Raw genomic sequence first — 12,482 nt, forward strand, 5'->3', positions numbered from 1 at the left:
GCAGCGTCCGCTAAGGCGCCTATTCCGGCGCGGTCGTATTTCCACGCGGTAGATTGGCGAAAGCCGACGCGACGTCCGATCTCCCCCCAAGTGCGGGAAATGTCCGGCAGGACAGAGGGGGGCGCTGGCCCTCCAACCGTTGCTATAATTCAACCCACTTGCCTACGCCGCTTCGAGTGCCGCCCTCACCGCTGCAATCGCATCATCGGCCTTGGAAGCGTCGGGGCCACCGGCCTGGGCCATGTCGGGCCGCCCGCCGCCGCCCTGCCCGCCCAATGCGGCGGAGGCCACGCGGACAAGGTCGACGGCGCTGAAGCGGCCGATGAGGTCGTCGGTGACGGCCACCACGACGCTTGCCTTGTTGTCTTCGCCGGCGCCGACGAAGACGACGACGCCGGAGCCGAGCGAGCTCTTGCCGGCATCGGCCAGCGGCTTCAAATCCTTCGGCGAGACACCGGAGACCGTCTTGCCGAGGAAGCCGACACCGGCGACCGTCTCATTGGCGGCTGGAGCATCGGCTGACGATCCCCCGCCCAGCGCCAGCTTCTTGCGCGCCTCGGTCAATTCCTTCTCGAGCTTCTTGCGCTCTTCGAGCAGCGTCTCGACGCGCGCCGGCACATCGGCCGGCGAAATCTTGAGCACGGCCGCCGTCGCCTTCAAACGCCGGTCCTGCTCGTCGAGATGTTTGCGCGCGGCTTCGCCGGTCAGCGCCTCGATGCGGCGCACGCCGGCGGCGACCGCGCTGTCCGACACGACACGCACCAGGCCGATATCGCCGGTCGCCCGGACATGCGTGCCACCGCAGAGCTCGACCGAATAGGGCCGGTTGGCCTTGGCGCCGTGCACCCCGGTGCCCATGGACACGACGCGCACTTCGTCACCATACTTCTCGCCAAACAGCGCCATGGCGCCTTCGGCAATGGCATCGTCGACCGACATCAGGCGCGTGGACACCGGGCTGTTCTGCACGACGATCTCGTTGGCCATGCGCTCGACCTCTTCGAGGTCCTCTGATGAAATGGGTTTGTTGTGCGAGATGTCGAAGCGCAGGCGCTCGGGCGCCACCAGCGAGCCCTTCTGCGCGACATGGCTGCCCAGCACCTCGCGCAGAGCCTCGTGGATCAGATGCGTCGCGGAATGGTTGGCGCGCAACCTGGAGCGGCGCGCATGGTCCACTTTGAGCTCGACGGCGGTGCCGGTCTTGACCGTGCCGCTGGCCACCTTGCCGACATGGACGAACAGCCCATCGGCCTTCTTCTGCGTGTCGGAAACCTCGATCGAGAAGCCCTCGCCTGAAATAACGCCGGTGTCGCCCATCTGGCCGCCGGACTCGGCATAGAACGGCGTCTGGTTGACGACGATCGCCACTGCGTCACCCTTGCCGGCGCTGTCGACGGTCTTGCCGTCCCTGACCAGCGCCTGGATGATGCCTTCGGCAGCTTCAGTCTCATATCCGAGGAACTCGGTGGCGCCGGCCTTCTCGCGCACGGAGAACCAGATGGTCTCGGTCGCCGCGTCGCCGGACCCAGCCCAGTGCTTGCGCGCCTCGGCCTTCTGCTGCTCCATCGCATTGGTAAAGCCGGCAAGATCGACAGAGATGCTGCGCTGGCGCAGCGCGTCCTGCGTCAGATCGAGCGGGAAGCCATAGGTGTCGTAGAGCTTGAAGGCCGTCTCGCCGTCCAGCATGTCGCCGGCATGAAGCGTTTCGGTCGCCTCCGAAAGCAGGCCGAGGCCGCGCACCAGCGTCTTGCGAAACCTGGTCTCCTCGAGCTTCAGCGTCTCGGTGATCAACTGTTCGCCGCGCAGCAGTTCCGGATAGGCCTGACCCATTTCGCGCACCAGCGCCGGCACCAGCTTCCACATCAGCGGTTCGTTGGCACCGAGCAACTGCGCATGACGCATGGCGCGGCGCATGATGCGACGCAGGACATAGCCACGGCCTTCGTTCGAAGGCAGCACGCCATCGGCGACCAGGAAGGAGGACGAGCGCAGATGATCGGCAATGACCCGGTAGGACGCGACAGTCTCCTTGTCGGGACCATGCCCGATCGCGGACGAGGCGGCGTCTATCAGGTGGCGGAACAGATCGGTCTCGAAGACGCTTTCCACCCCTTGCAGGATGGACGCCATGCGCTCCAGGCCCATGCCGGTGTCGATCGAGGGGCGCGGCAGGTCGATCCGCTCCTCCTTCGTCACCTGTTCATACTGCATGAACACCAGGTTCCAGAATTCCAGGAAACGGTCGCCATCTTCCTCCGGGCTGCCGGGAGGACCACCCCAGATGTGCTCGCCGCGGTCGATGAAGATCTCCGAGCACGGCCCGCAGGGTCCGGTATCGCCCATCGCCCAGAAATTGTCCGATGTCGCGATGCGAATGATGCGGTCGTCGGAAAACCCGGCGATCTTCTTCCAGAAACCGGCCGCCTCGTCGTCCGTGTGATAGACGGTGACCAGCAGCTTGTCCTTGTTCAGCCCGAACTCCCTGGTGATCAGGTTCCAGGCAAGCTCGATGGCGCGCTCCTTGAAATAGTCGCCGAAGGAGAAATTGCCGAGCATCTCGAAGAAGGTCAGATGGCGTGCCGTGTAGCCGACATTGTCGAGATCGTTGTGCTTGCCGCCGGCGCGCACGCTCTTCTGGGCGGTCGACGCGCGCGAATAGGGCCGCTTCTCCAAACCGGTGAAGACATTCTTGAACTGCACCATGCCGGCGTTGGTGAACATCAGTGTCGGATCGTTGCGCGGCACCAGCGGGCTCGACGCGACGATCTCGTGACCCTCCTTGCGGAAGTAGTCGAGAAATGTCGACCGGATCTCGTTCACGCCACTCATGAATGCTGCCTTTTCGGAAGAGCCGCCGGCAAACCGGCGGAAATGGGCTCTGCGTTTTTAGAAGATTAGGACTTGGCCTTTTAGCCGCCGCGCCTCACCCTGTCCAGAAACACGGAATTGGTCCAATCCACGGCCTTTGCCGGCCATTCGAACCGGCCTGTTTTCGCCGCCAAAACGCAAAACCGCCGGCACTGGGCCGGCGGTTTCGAAACGCAATAACGCGGAACTCAATTACATAAGCCTGAGATAATAGAACGCGATTATGGCCGAACTCCGGCCGGCATCGCGCACGAAGCTGTTACATGGCGCCGGATTCTTCCTCGAAACCGTCGTCTTCGCCGCGCTCAGGGCCGCCATTCTCGAGGAATTTCTCGGCGATCAGCCCGGCATTCTGCCTGATCGACAACTCGATCTCGCGTGCCGTGTCGGGATTGTCACGCAGGAACAGCTTGGCATTTTCGCGGCCCTGGCCGAGACGCTGCGAATTATAAGAAAACCAGGCGCCAGACTTCTCGACAATACCGGCCTTGACCCCGAGATCGACCAGTTCGCCGGTTTTGGACACGCCCTCACCAAACATGATGTCGAATTCGACCACCTTGAAGGGCGGCGCCAGCTTGTTCTTGACCACCTTGACGCGGGTCTGGTTGCCGACAACCTCGTCGCGGTCCTTGATCGAGCCGATGCGGCGGATGTCAAGACGCACCGAAGCGTAGAATTTCAGCGCGTTGCCGCCCGTCGTGGTCTCGGGCGAACCAAACATGACGCCGATCTTCATGCGGATCTGGTTGATGAAGATGACCATGGTGTTGGAGCGCGAGATCGACGCGGTCAGCTTGCGCAGCGCCTGGCTCATCAAGCGGGCCTGCAGGCCGGGCAGCGAATCGCCCATCTCACCTTCAATTTCGGCGCGTGGCGTCAGCGCCGCGACCGAATCGACCACCAGCACGTCGATGGCGCCGGAGCGCACCAGCGTGTCGCAGATTTCCAGCGCCTGCTCACCGGTGTCGGGCTGCGAGATCAGGAGGTTTTCGAGATCAACGCCAAGCTTGCGGGCATAGACCGGATCGAGCGCATGCTCGGCATCGACGAAGGCGCAGATGCCGCCCTTCTTCTGGGCTTCCGCAACGGTGTGCAGCGCCAACGTCGTCTTGCCCGAGCTTTCCGGCCCGTAGATCTCGATGATGCGGCCGCGCGGCAAGCCACCAACACCAAGCGCGATGTCTAGGCCAAGCGAGCCGGTCGGCACCGTTTCGATCTCGACGACCTGATCGTTGGCGCCGAGCCGCATGATCGAGCCCTTGCCGAAAGCCCGCTCGATCTGCGACAGCGCCGCATCCAGAGCCTTTGATTTGTCCACTGCCTTGTCCTCTACCAGCCGCAAAGAATTCTGAGCCATGATACATCACCCCTTGGTCGTCAATGAAGGCCGGACAATCCGTAATCCCTGCCTATTTGTACCTTTTTTGTTCTCATTTGGCAAGAGGGGTCAAATATCTGAAAAACAAACAATATCCGGATTTGTTCTTTTTTTGTCCAAGGATTCGATCAGGGATGCACCACACGTTGGGCCAGACGGCTCGGTTGTTTCGATCTGCCGAATCGCCGCCTTGCATGCGAAGCTCCGTTGCACAGCCTAGCGCTTGTGCGGCTGGAATAACAAAGGTCATATCGCCGGCATGCTGAAATCCGCGAAAATACTGGCCGTAGGCGGCGCCCATATCGACCGGCGCGGCCAGGTGTCCGGCGCTTACGTGCCGGCTGCCTCCAATCCCGGCACGATGCGCGAGGATGTCGGCGGCGGGGTCTTCAACGCTTTGCGCAGTGCGGTGCGGCGCGGCGTCTCCGCGTCGCTCATATCGGTTCGCGGCGGCGATGCCGCTGCCGACACCGTTTCGCGAGCCATTGCCGAGGCAGGCATTACCGACCTGTCGGCGGTCTTCCTCGACCGCACGACACCGAGCTACACGGCGCTGATCGACAGCGAAGGCGAGCTGATCGTCGGCTTTGCCGACATGGCGCTCTATGATTTGGCGTTTCCCAAGCAGATCAGGCGCTCCAAGGTGCGGGAGGTGATCGCTGCCGCCGATGCGATCCTGTGCGACGCCAACCTGCCCTCTTCGGCGCTGGAACGGCTGGTCGCGCTCGCCACGGGCAAGCCGGTTTTCGCCATTGCAATTTCGCCTGCCAAGGTAACGCGGCTGATACCGGTGCTGAAGGAGCTCTCGCTCGTCTTCATGAACCGGCGCGAGGCCATGGTGCTGGCCGGCGTCGCCGCGACTGCCACGGAGCGCGAGGTCGTCGACGGGTTGCGATGCAGCGGCCTCGTCAGCGGCGTGGTGACGGCGGGCAGCGAGCCCATGCTGGGCTTCGATGAAGCCGGCGCCTTCTCGATCCTGCCGCCGCCGCCAAGAAAGGTCGCTGACGTCACCGGGGCCGGCGATGCCCTGGCGGGCGCAACGGTCGCTGCTTTGCTGCGCGGACTGCCCCTGCGGTCAGCACTGCGCGAAGGCATTGCCGGGGCGACGCTTGCCATCGAAAGCGCCAACGCCGTTCCGGAGTTCACCGCGGCTGATTTCACTGAGGCATTGGCTCTTGTGCCGGATGCCAGGGAAGTGGCATGAGACCGGCAAATTCATAGTGCCACGATGTTGCCTGATGTCCCGACGGACGCGCTGCATTCCGGATTGGAGACCCTGATGACCCCTGAGACCGCCCGCCCCTTCATCGACATCCACGCGCCGGTGGCGCAGGCCCTGGCTGCCGGGCGGCCGGTGGTGGCGCTGGAAAGCACCATCATCACCCATGGCATGCCCTACCCCGACAATGGCGCCATGGCGGCCGATGTCGAAAAGATCATCACCGACGGCGGCGCCGTGCCGGCGACCATCGCCGTGGTTGGCGGCCGCATAAAGATCGGGCTTTCGGACGGCGAGCGCGAATCGCTGGCGATGACGGGCGACGCCATGAAACTGTCGCGCGCCGATCTCGGTTTTGCCGTGGCGCAAGGGCGCACCGGTGGCACCACGGTCGCCGCCACGATGATCGCGGCGCATATGGTCGGCATAAAAGTGTTCGCCACCGGCGGCATCGGCGGCGTGCACAAGGGCGCCGAAAAGAGTTTTGACATTTCCGCCGATCTCGACGAGCTGGCGCGCACCCCGGTCATCGTCGTCTCGGCCGGCGCCAAGGCCATCCTCGACATCGAAAAGACGCTGGAGGTGCTGGAGACGCGCGGCGTGCCGGTGATCGGCCTTGGCTGCGAGACGATGCCCGCCTTCTGGTCGCGGCAGTCGCCGTTCCGCGCGCCGCTGACCTTGCACGAGCCGGAAGAGATCGCGCATTTCTACCAGACGAGGGCAGCGCTGGGACTCGCCGGCGGCATGCTGATCGCCAATCCTGTGCCGGAAAACCATGAAATCCCGGCTGAGGAGATGGCGGGCTATATCGACGCCGCGCAGAAGGCCGCAGAAGCGCTCAACGTGACCGGCAAGGCGGTGACACCCTTCCTGCTGTCGAAAATCCTCGAACTGACCGGCGGCAGGAGCCTCAAGACCAACATCGCGCTGGTGGAAAACAACGCGCGGCTGGCGGCACGGATTGCGAAGGCGTTGTAGGCCAACGTCGGCGGGACAGCACCCCCCTCTGTCCTGCCGGACATCTCCCCCGCAAGGGGGGAGATCGAATGTCGTCAACGCCTCTGCCAATCTTCAACGTTGAAAAAAGCAGGCAGACGGTGAAACCGCCAATCTCCCCCCTTGCGGGGGAGATGGCCGGCAGGCCAGAGGGGGGTGGTGTCCCTCGACCGTCCCAAGGCTGGCATCACTTCCCCGCCCGCCGTCCAGCCGCATACGCCCGCCGTACCCAGGCCGCCATCTCGTCGGGATCATCGAAAGCGCTGTCGGGAACGCCCCAGTAGGGCATGGCGACCAGCTTGCCGTGGCGCGAGCCGGTATAGGTCCATTGCGTGCAGCCGGCGGCCTCGAACTCGGGCGCGCTTTGCTCGTCGGCCTTCAGCATCAACTCACCGCGCAGCACGATGGCGACGATGACACCGTCGAAATAGATGCCCTTGCCGCCGAACAGTTTGCGGATGCTGACAGGGCCGAGGCCCTCGAACAGTTCGGCGATGCGTTCATTGTCCATGCCGCGATCATGTCACCGGCGTTTGGCCTTGTCATCGCCGCAACCAAAATCATGCTGACAGGTTGTGTGAGGTCGATCGGAGTTTCCCGCCATGCCCGTCCTGCTCAAAGGGTCCTGCCGCTGCAATGCCGTGCGTTTCGAGGTGGAGAGCCACACGCCGGCGCCATTCATGCTGTGCTACTGTTCGATCTGCCGCAAGCAGCAGGGCGGTGGCGGGTTTGCCATCAATCTCGGTGCGGACAACGAAACACTGAACATCAGGGGCAAGCGCAGCCTCGGCGTCTTTCGGGCGGAGATCGAGGATGACGAGCATCCGCATTGCGAAATCTCGACCGGCGAGCGCAATTTCTGCAAGAAATGCGGGGCGGCCCTTTGGCTCTACGACCCGACATGGCCGGAACTGGTGCATCCCTTCGCCTCGGCGGTCGACAGCGATTTACCCATTCCGCCAAGCAAGGTGCACCTGATGCTGAAATACAAGGCGAACTGGGTGGAGCCGGAGGTTGGCAAGCATGACAAGGTCTTCGACGTCTATCCCGAGGAATCGATCGTCGACTGGCACAAGCGGACGGGCATGTGGGTGGATTAGCGTCCTTCACCTCGTTTACGGCGGGGCGATTGCATATGGGTTTTTACGAAGAGGACCCCCACCCTAACCCTCCCCACAAGGGGGAGGGAACGCTGCCGCGCGCCATCCTTTTGGCGTCGAAACCTCGGGGATTTGCGGAATCAGCGCCTACCGAGTCTCCCTCCCCCTTGTGGGGAGGGATTAAGGGTGGGGGTATTCGTAGAGCGCAAGCCAGTCATATGCGATCACCCCTGCCGCTTACGGGGCTGGAAGATCAGGCCGAGGCGCGTGCTTCTGCCAGCGCCTTGAGGTCCGCCGGCTTCAACTCGACGGACTCACCGCAGCCGCAGGCCGAACTCTGATTCGGATTGCGGAATGTGAAGCCGGTGCGAAGCGTCGTCTGCTCGAAATCCATCTCGGTGCCGAACAGGAATAGCGCTGCCTCGGGCGCCACATAGACATGCGCGCCATCGCGCTCGATATGGTCGTCCTTGGTGTTGGGCTCGGTCACCAGATCGACCGTATATTCCATGCCGGCGCAGCCGCCCTTCTTGATGCCGAGGCGGATGCCGTGCGCGTTGTCGCGGGTGGCGACGATCTCGCGCACCCGGTCGGCGGCCTTTTCGGTCATCGTGATGACGGCGAAGCGTCCCATTCTTTTTCCTTCCATTCCATGCAGGTTCAAGGCCTGCCGAATGATTCCTCACCTAAAATGGTGAAGTTTTATCCCTGGCGCAAGTGCACCAGCCTCTGTCGGGCTAGTACCAACCCACCGCCACCTGCGCCTCTTCCGACATGCGGTCGGCCGACCATGGCGGGTCGAAAGTCATGTTGACCTCGACGCCGGACACGCCTTCGACGGCGCCGACGGCATTCTCCACCCAGCCGGGCATTTCGCCGGCGACCGGGCAGCCCGGAGCGGTCAGCGTCATGTCGATCTTGACCGAGCGATTGTCCTCGATGTCGATCTTGTAGATCAGGCCGAGCTCGTAGATATCGGCTGGGATTTCCGGATCGTAGACGGTCTTCAGCGCCGAGACGATGTCGTCGGTCAGCCGCGCCAGCTCGTCGGCTGGAATGGCCGATCCCGAAACCAGCGCATTGGGCGCGGTTTCCGGAATGGTCTCGGCAGCGATGCTTGCATCATCCATGGTCGTCACCCAAAAAAATCATCATCCGAAGAATTTGCGCGCTTTTTCGAGCGCCTCGGCCAAAGCGTCGACTTCGGCCCTGGTATTATACATGCCGAACGATGCCCTGCATGTGGAGGTTACGCCGAACCGTTTCAACAGCGGCTGGGCGCAATGGGTGCCGGCGCGGACAGCAACGCCCTGCCTGTCGATCACCATCGACACGTCATGCGCATGAATGCCTTGCAGTTCAAACGAGATGATGGCGCCCTTGCCAGGCGCATCGCCGAAGATGCGCAGCGAATTGATGGCGCGCAGCCGCTCATGCGCGTAATTCTTGAGATCTTCCTCATGCGCGGCGATGCGCTCGCGGCCGATTTTTTCCATATAGTCGAGCGCAGCACCCAGCCCGATCGCCTGGACGATCGGCGGCGTGCCGGCTTCGAAACGGTGGGGCGGCTCGTTGTAGGTGACGATGTCTTCCGTCACCTCCTCGATCATCTCGCCGCCGCCCATGAAGGGCCGCATGCCAGCGAGAATGTCCTTCTTGCCGTAGAGCACGCCGATGCCCGAGGGGCCGTAGACCTTGTGGCCGGTGAAGACGAAGAAGTCGCAGTCGAGATCCTGCACATCGATCGGCATATGCACGGCGCTCTGGCTGCCGTCGACCAGCACGGGAATTCCACGCGAATGCGCAATGCGCACGATCTCCTTGATCGGCGTCACCGTGCCCAGCGCATTCGACATCTGCGTGATGGCGATCAGCTTGGTGCGATCGGTCAACCGCTTCTCGAATTCCTCGATGTGGAAGACGCCGAGATCGTCGACCGGCACCCAAACGAGTTTCGCGCCCTGCCGCTCGCGGATGAAATGCCAGGGAACGATGTTAGAGTGGTGCTCCATGATCGACAGCACGATCTCGTCGCCCTCGCCGATGTTGGGCATGCCATAGCCATAGGCGACGGTATTGATGGCCGACGTCGTGTTCGAGGTGAAGACGATGTTGTCGGTGCTCGGCGCATTGAGGAAACGGCGCACCGTTTCCCGCGCCTTTTCATATGCGTCGGTCGCCGCATTGGAGAGGAAGTGCAGGCCGCGATGGACGTTGGCATATTCCTGAGAATAGGCGTGCTGGATGGCGTCGAGCACCGCCTGCGGCTTCTGTGCCGAGGCGCCATTGTCGAGATAGACCAGCGGCTTGCCATAGACTTCCCGCGACAGGATCGGGAAATCGCGGCGGATCGCTTCGACGTCGTAGAAATCTCCGATCTTGCCTGGAGCGTTCATCAGGTCACCCGTGTGCCACGAACCAGTCGTCGAGCCGCGCTTCCAGCGCCTCGACGATCGCCTCGTCGTCCAGTTCCTCGATCACCTCCGCGACGAAGGCCTTCACGAGCAACCCCCGCGCGCTTTTCTCGTCGACGCCGCGCGCCATCAGGTAGAACAGATGGTTGTGGTCGATCTCGGTCACCGTCGCGCCGTGGCCGCAAATCACGTCGTCGGCGAAGATTTCAAGCTCGGGCTTGGTCGAGAACTCGCCATCGTCCGACAGCAACAGCGTGTTGCAGGCCATCTTCGCGTTGGTCTTCTGCGCATATTGATGGACGTTGATGCGGCCCTGGAACACACCGCGCGCCTTGCCCGTCACCACATTGCGGATCACTTCCGTAGAGGTCGTGTGCGGCACGGCGTGGTCGAGCACCATGGTCACGTCGGTGTGGGTGTCGCCGGCCAGCAGGTTGATGCCGCGAAGCTTGAAATCGGCGCCTTCGCCAGTCGTCCTGACCATGATCTCCTGGCGCACGAGCTTGCCGCCGGCGTTCATGACGAACAGCGTCAGTTTCGCATTCTTGCCGATATGGGCCTTGAACTGCGCCAGATGCGTCGCCGTTTCCGGCTGCTCCTGGACGACCAGCCACGTTACCTCGGCGCCCTCGTCGAGCACGATCTGACTTACCGAGCTGCTCAAGGCAGCGCCATCACCCGTCTGCCGTTCGACGATGACGGCCTTGGCGCTGGCGCCGACGCGCACGGGCAGGCGCACATGCGTCTGGCCGCCAGCCTGCAGGTTCTGCAGTTCGATCGGCTTTTCAAGTTCCACACCATCGGCGATGTCGACAAAATACCCGTCGGCGACGAAAGCCGTGTTCAGCGCGCCGATCGCGTCGTCGCTGCCATAGGGATCGAGCCCCGGTGCGATGCTGCCGTCGATCAGCTTTTCCGAAAGGCGCTGGAAGGTGACGCCTTCAAGGACAGGCACCTTGGCGTCGGACTTGCCGTTCAGGATCGACACCACGGCGGAACCTTCGACGATCGGTGCGATGGCTTTGGCCATGGCGGCCGGGTCGAAGTCCGGCACGGTATTCAGCAACCGGCGCAGGTCGGTATAGTGCCAGGATTCGACACGCCGCGTCGGCAGGCCGTGCTTGATCGTCTCGATGGCGTCGTCGCGCTTCAGCATCACCGCGCCGTCGCCCGGCAGCAGCGACAATCGGTCGCCGAACGCGTCGATCAACGCTGTCTCGGCCGGTGTTCGCTGCGGTTGTGCGTGCATATTCATCAAACTGCCCTCTGGCATCTCACGCTGCTTCGCCGATCACGCCGGCATAGCCATTGGCTTCCAAATCGAGCGCCAGCGACTTGTCGCCTGACTTGATGACCTGGCCTTTGTAGAGCACGTGCACGGTGTCGGGCACGATGTGCTCAAGCAGGCGCTGGTAGTGGGTGATGACCAGGAACGCCCGGTCCGGCGCGCGCAGCGCGTTGACGCCGTCGGACACGATCTTCAGCGCATCGATGTCGAGGCCGGAATCGGTCTCGTCGAGCACGCACAATTTCGGCTCCAGCAGCTTCATCTGCAGGATCTCGGCGCGCTTCTTCTCGCCGCCGGAGAAGCCGACATTGAGCGGCCGCTTGAGCATCGCCATGTCCATGCTGAGCGAGGCGGCGGCTTCCTTCACGCGCTTCAGGAATTCCGGGATCTTCAGCGGCTCCTCGCCACGTGCCTTGCGCTGCTCGTTCATCGCCACTTTCAGGAATTCCATGGTCGCGACGCCCGGTATCTCCATCGGATACTGGAAGGCGAGGAAGATGCCTGACGTGGCGCGCTCGGCCGGATCCATTTCGAGGATCGACTGGCCGTTGTAGAGGATGTCGCCTTCGGTCACTTCATAGTCCTCGCGGCCGGCGAGAATGTAGGACAGCGTCGATTTTCCCGAGCCGTTCGGCCCCATGATCGCGGCGACCTCGCCGGCTTGCACCGTCAGGGTCAAGCCGCGGATGATTTCGGTGCCGTCATCGACGATGCGGGCGTGCAGGTTTCTGATTTCAAGCATTTCTATTCGTCCTGTCCGTAGCCGTCTGCCCGGCTAAACTCGATTTAACAACTGCTTCAGGGCTTCCCAAAGCCCGGGCCAAAAGCCATCCGGCGAATAGGCGGCGACGAGCCAAGCAACGCCCATCGCGCCCAACCACAACGCCAGTTCCAGACCCGCAGACCAACCGTTCATCCGATCCCGCAGATAGACGTGCTTTTCTGTGGATTCGCGTTTGGGCGGCTTTGTCACCCCACGCTCCCGCCATCAGCTCTGCTCGGTGTCCTCGGTTTCATCCGGCCAATGTAACGGAACAGAACAAGGGCAGCAAAAAAGCAAAAAGCACCCATGGCGGAAACAAAGGCGCCAGCCTGCTTCAAACCCGAAAAACCCCAGATAGAACCAAAAAGCGCCACCACCGCGCCTGCGATCGCCAGAAACAGCGCTATCGCCAATGAGCCTACCAATACGTTTCCGAAGGCCTTCAGCATTTTC

The 12,482-nt window shown here is 62.7% G+C and carries 13 protein-coding genes; 3 read left to right on the forward strand and 10 right to left on the reverse strand.

The window, feature by feature from the left end; all coding sequences use genetic code 11:
* Nucleotides 1-162: 162 nt before the first annotated feature.
* Both alaS and recA read right to left on the reverse strand, forming a co-directional pair.
* The gene (alaS, locus tag NKI69_RS05515; protein ID WP_352720360.1) at nucleotides 163-2,829 is read right to left on the reverse strand and encodes an alanine--tRNA ligase; all 2,667 of its coding nucleotides are present in this window, start codon (nucleotides 2,827-2,829) and stop codon (nucleotides 163-165) included.
* A gap of 298 nt (nucleotides 2,830-3,127) precedes the next feature.
* Nucleotides 3,128-4,228, reverse strand: a complete 1,101-nt coding sequence (gene recA, locus NKI69_RS05520; RefSeq protein WP_023810321.1) for a recombinase RecA — start codon at nucleotides 4,226-4,228, stop codon at nucleotides 3,128-3,130.
* A 280-nt stretch (nucleotides 4,229-4,508) separates the two neighbouring features.
* Between recA and NKI69_RS05525 the strand changes: the two genes are divergently transcribed.
* Together NKI69_RS05525 and NKI69_RS05530 are read left to right on the forward strand one after the other, a co-directional pair.
* The gene (locus NKI69_RS05525) at nucleotides 4,509-5,453 is read left to right on the forward strand and encodes a carbohydrate kinase family protein (RefSeq protein ID WP_128303269.1); all 945 of its coding nucleotides are present in this window, start codon (nucleotides 4,509-4,511) and stop codon (nucleotides 5,451-5,453) included.
* Nucleotides 5,454-5,528: 75 nt separating this feature from the next.
* Nucleotides 5,529-6,446, forward strand: a complete 918-nt coding sequence (locus NKI69_RS05530; RefSeq protein ID WP_352720362.1) for a pseudouridine-5'-phosphate glycosidase — start codon at nucleotides 5,529-5,531, stop codon at nucleotides 6,444-6,446.
* Between the two features lie 205 nt (nucleotides 6,447-6,651).
* Here the strand turns inward: NKI69_RS05530 and NKI69_RS05535 are convergent, their stop codons facing one another.
* Complete coding sequence (locus NKI69_RS05535; RefSeq protein ID WP_128303267.1) at nucleotides 6,652-6,975, reverse strand: TfoX/Sxy family protein; 324 nt, start codon at nucleotides 6,973-6,975, stop codon at nucleotides 6,652-6,654.
* Nucleotides 6,976-7,066: 91 nt separating this feature from the next.
* On the opposite strand from NKI69_RS05535, the gene NKI69_RS05540 reads away from it, so the two are divergent.
* A complete protein-coding gene (locus NKI69_RS05540; RefSeq protein WP_352720364.1) occupies nucleotides 7,067-7,564 on the forward strand; it encodes a GFA family protein in 498 nt (165 codons plus the stop codon).
* 253 nt (nucleotides 7,565-7,817) lie between these two features.
* Here the strand turns inward: NKI69_RS05540 and sufA are convergent, their stop codons facing one another.
* From sufA to NKI69_RS05575, 7 genes are all read right to left on the reverse strand, one after another.
* Nucleotides 7,818-8,198, reverse strand: a complete 381-nt coding sequence (gene sufA / locus NKI69_RS05545) for a Fe-S cluster assembly scaffold SufA (protein ID WP_023810316.1) — start codon at nucleotides 8,196-8,198, stop codon at nucleotides 7,818-7,820.
* A 103-nt stretch (nucleotides 8,199-8,301) separates the two neighbouring features.
* Nucleotides 8,302-8,694, reverse strand: a complete 393-nt coding sequence (locus tag NKI69_RS05550; RefSeq protein ID WP_023810315.1) for an SUF system Fe-S cluster assembly protein — start codon at nucleotides 8,692-8,694, stop codon at nucleotides 8,302-8,304.
* A gap of 21 nt (nucleotides 8,695-8,715) precedes the next feature.
* Nucleotides 8,716-9,960 (reverse strand): cysteine desulfurase, encoded by a 1,245-nt coding sequence (locus NKI69_RS05555; RefSeq protein WP_352440141.1) that lies wholly within the window; start codon nucleotides 9,958-9,960, stop codon nucleotides 8,716-8,718.
* A gap of 4 nt (nucleotides 9,961-9,964) precedes the next feature.
* Nucleotides 9,965-11,233 (reverse strand): Fe-S cluster assembly protein SufD, encoded by a 1,269-nt coding sequence (sufD, locus tag NKI69_RS05560; protein WP_352720367.1) that lies wholly within the window; start codon nucleotides 11,231-11,233, stop codon nucleotides 9,965-9,967.
* A 19-nt stretch (nucleotides 11,234-11,252) separates the two neighbouring features.
* A complete protein-coding gene (gene sufC / locus NKI69_RS05565; RefSeq protein ID WP_352720369.1) occupies nucleotides 11,253-12,008 on the reverse strand; it encodes a Fe-S cluster assembly ATPase SufC in 756 nt (251 codons plus the stop codon).
* Nucleotides 12,009-12,041: 33 nt separating this feature from the next.
* Nucleotides 12,042-12,239: a hypothetical protein gene (locus tag NKI69_RS05570; RefSeq protein ID WP_352720371.1), complete on the reverse strand. Its 198-nt coding sequence runs from the start codon at nucleotides 12,237-12,239 to the stop codon at nucleotides 12,042-12,044.
* A complete protein-coding gene (locus tag NKI69_RS05575; protein ID WP_352720373.1) occupies nucleotides 12,236-12,478 on the reverse strand; it encodes a hypothetical protein in 243 nt (80 codons plus the stop codon). Before NKI69_RS05575 ends, NKI69_RS05570 begins: the two co-directional genes overlap by 4 nt.
* Nucleotides 12,479-12,482: the final 4 nt, after the last annotated feature.

The organism is Mesorhizobium sp. M0491, assembly GCF_040321265.1.
Taxonomy (GTDB): domain Bacteria; phylum Pseudomonadota; class Alphaproteobacteria; order Rhizobiales; family Rhizobiaceae; genus Mesorhizobium.

What these genes read in the sequence shown, in the direction of transcription:
- sufA (WP_023810316.1), bottom strand. Translation starts at nt 8,198, where the DNA reads ATGGGACGCTTCGCCGTCATCACGATGACCGAAAAGGCCGCCGACCGG.
- sufC (WP_352720369.1), bottom strand. Translation starts at nt 12,008, where the DNA reads ATGCTTGAAATCAGAAACCTGCACGCCCGCATCGTCGATGACGGCACC.
- NKI69_RS05530 (WP_352720362.1), top strand. Translation starts at nt 5,529, where the DNA reads ATGACCCCTGAGACCGCCCGCCCCTTCATCGACATCCACGCGCCGGTG.
- NKI69_RS05575 (WP_352720373.1), bottom strand. Translation starts at nt 12,478, where the DNA reads ATGCTGAAGGCCTTCGGAAACGTATTGGTAGGCTCATTGGCGATAGCG.
- recA (WP_023810321.1), bottom strand. Translation starts at nt 4,228, where the DNA reads ATGGCTCAGAATTCTTTGCGGCTGGTAGAGGACAAGGCAGTGGACAAA.
- NKI69_RS05535 (WP_128303267.1), bottom strand. Translation starts at nt 6,975, where the DNA reads ATGGACAATGAACGCATCGCCGAACTGTTCGAGGGCCTCGGCCCTGTC.
- NKI69_RS05555 (WP_352440141.1), bottom strand. Translation starts at nt 9,960, where the DNA reads ATGAACGCTCCAGGCAAGATCGGAGATTTCTACGACGTCGAAGCGATC.
- alaS (WP_352720360.1), bottom strand. Translation starts at nt 2,829, where the DNA reads ATGAGTGGCGTGAACGAGATCCGGTCGACATTTCTCGACTACTTCCGC.
- sufD (WP_352720367.1), bottom strand. Translation starts at nt 11,233, where the DNA reads ATGAATATGCACGCACAACCGCAGCGAACACCGGCCGAGACAGCGTTG.
- NKI69_RS05540 (WP_352720364.1), top strand. Translation starts at nt 7,067, where the DNA reads ATGCCCGTCCTGCTCAAAGGGTCCTGCCGCTGCAATGCCGTGCGTTTC.
- NKI69_RS05525 (WP_128303269.1), top strand. Translation starts at nt 4,509, where the DNA reads ATGCTGAAATCCGCGAAAATACTGGCCGTAGGCGGCGCCCATATCGAC.
- NKI69_RS05550 (WP_023810315.1), bottom strand. Translation starts at nt 8,694, where the DNA reads ATGGATGATGCAAGCATCGCTGCCGAGACCATTCCGGAAACCGCGCCC.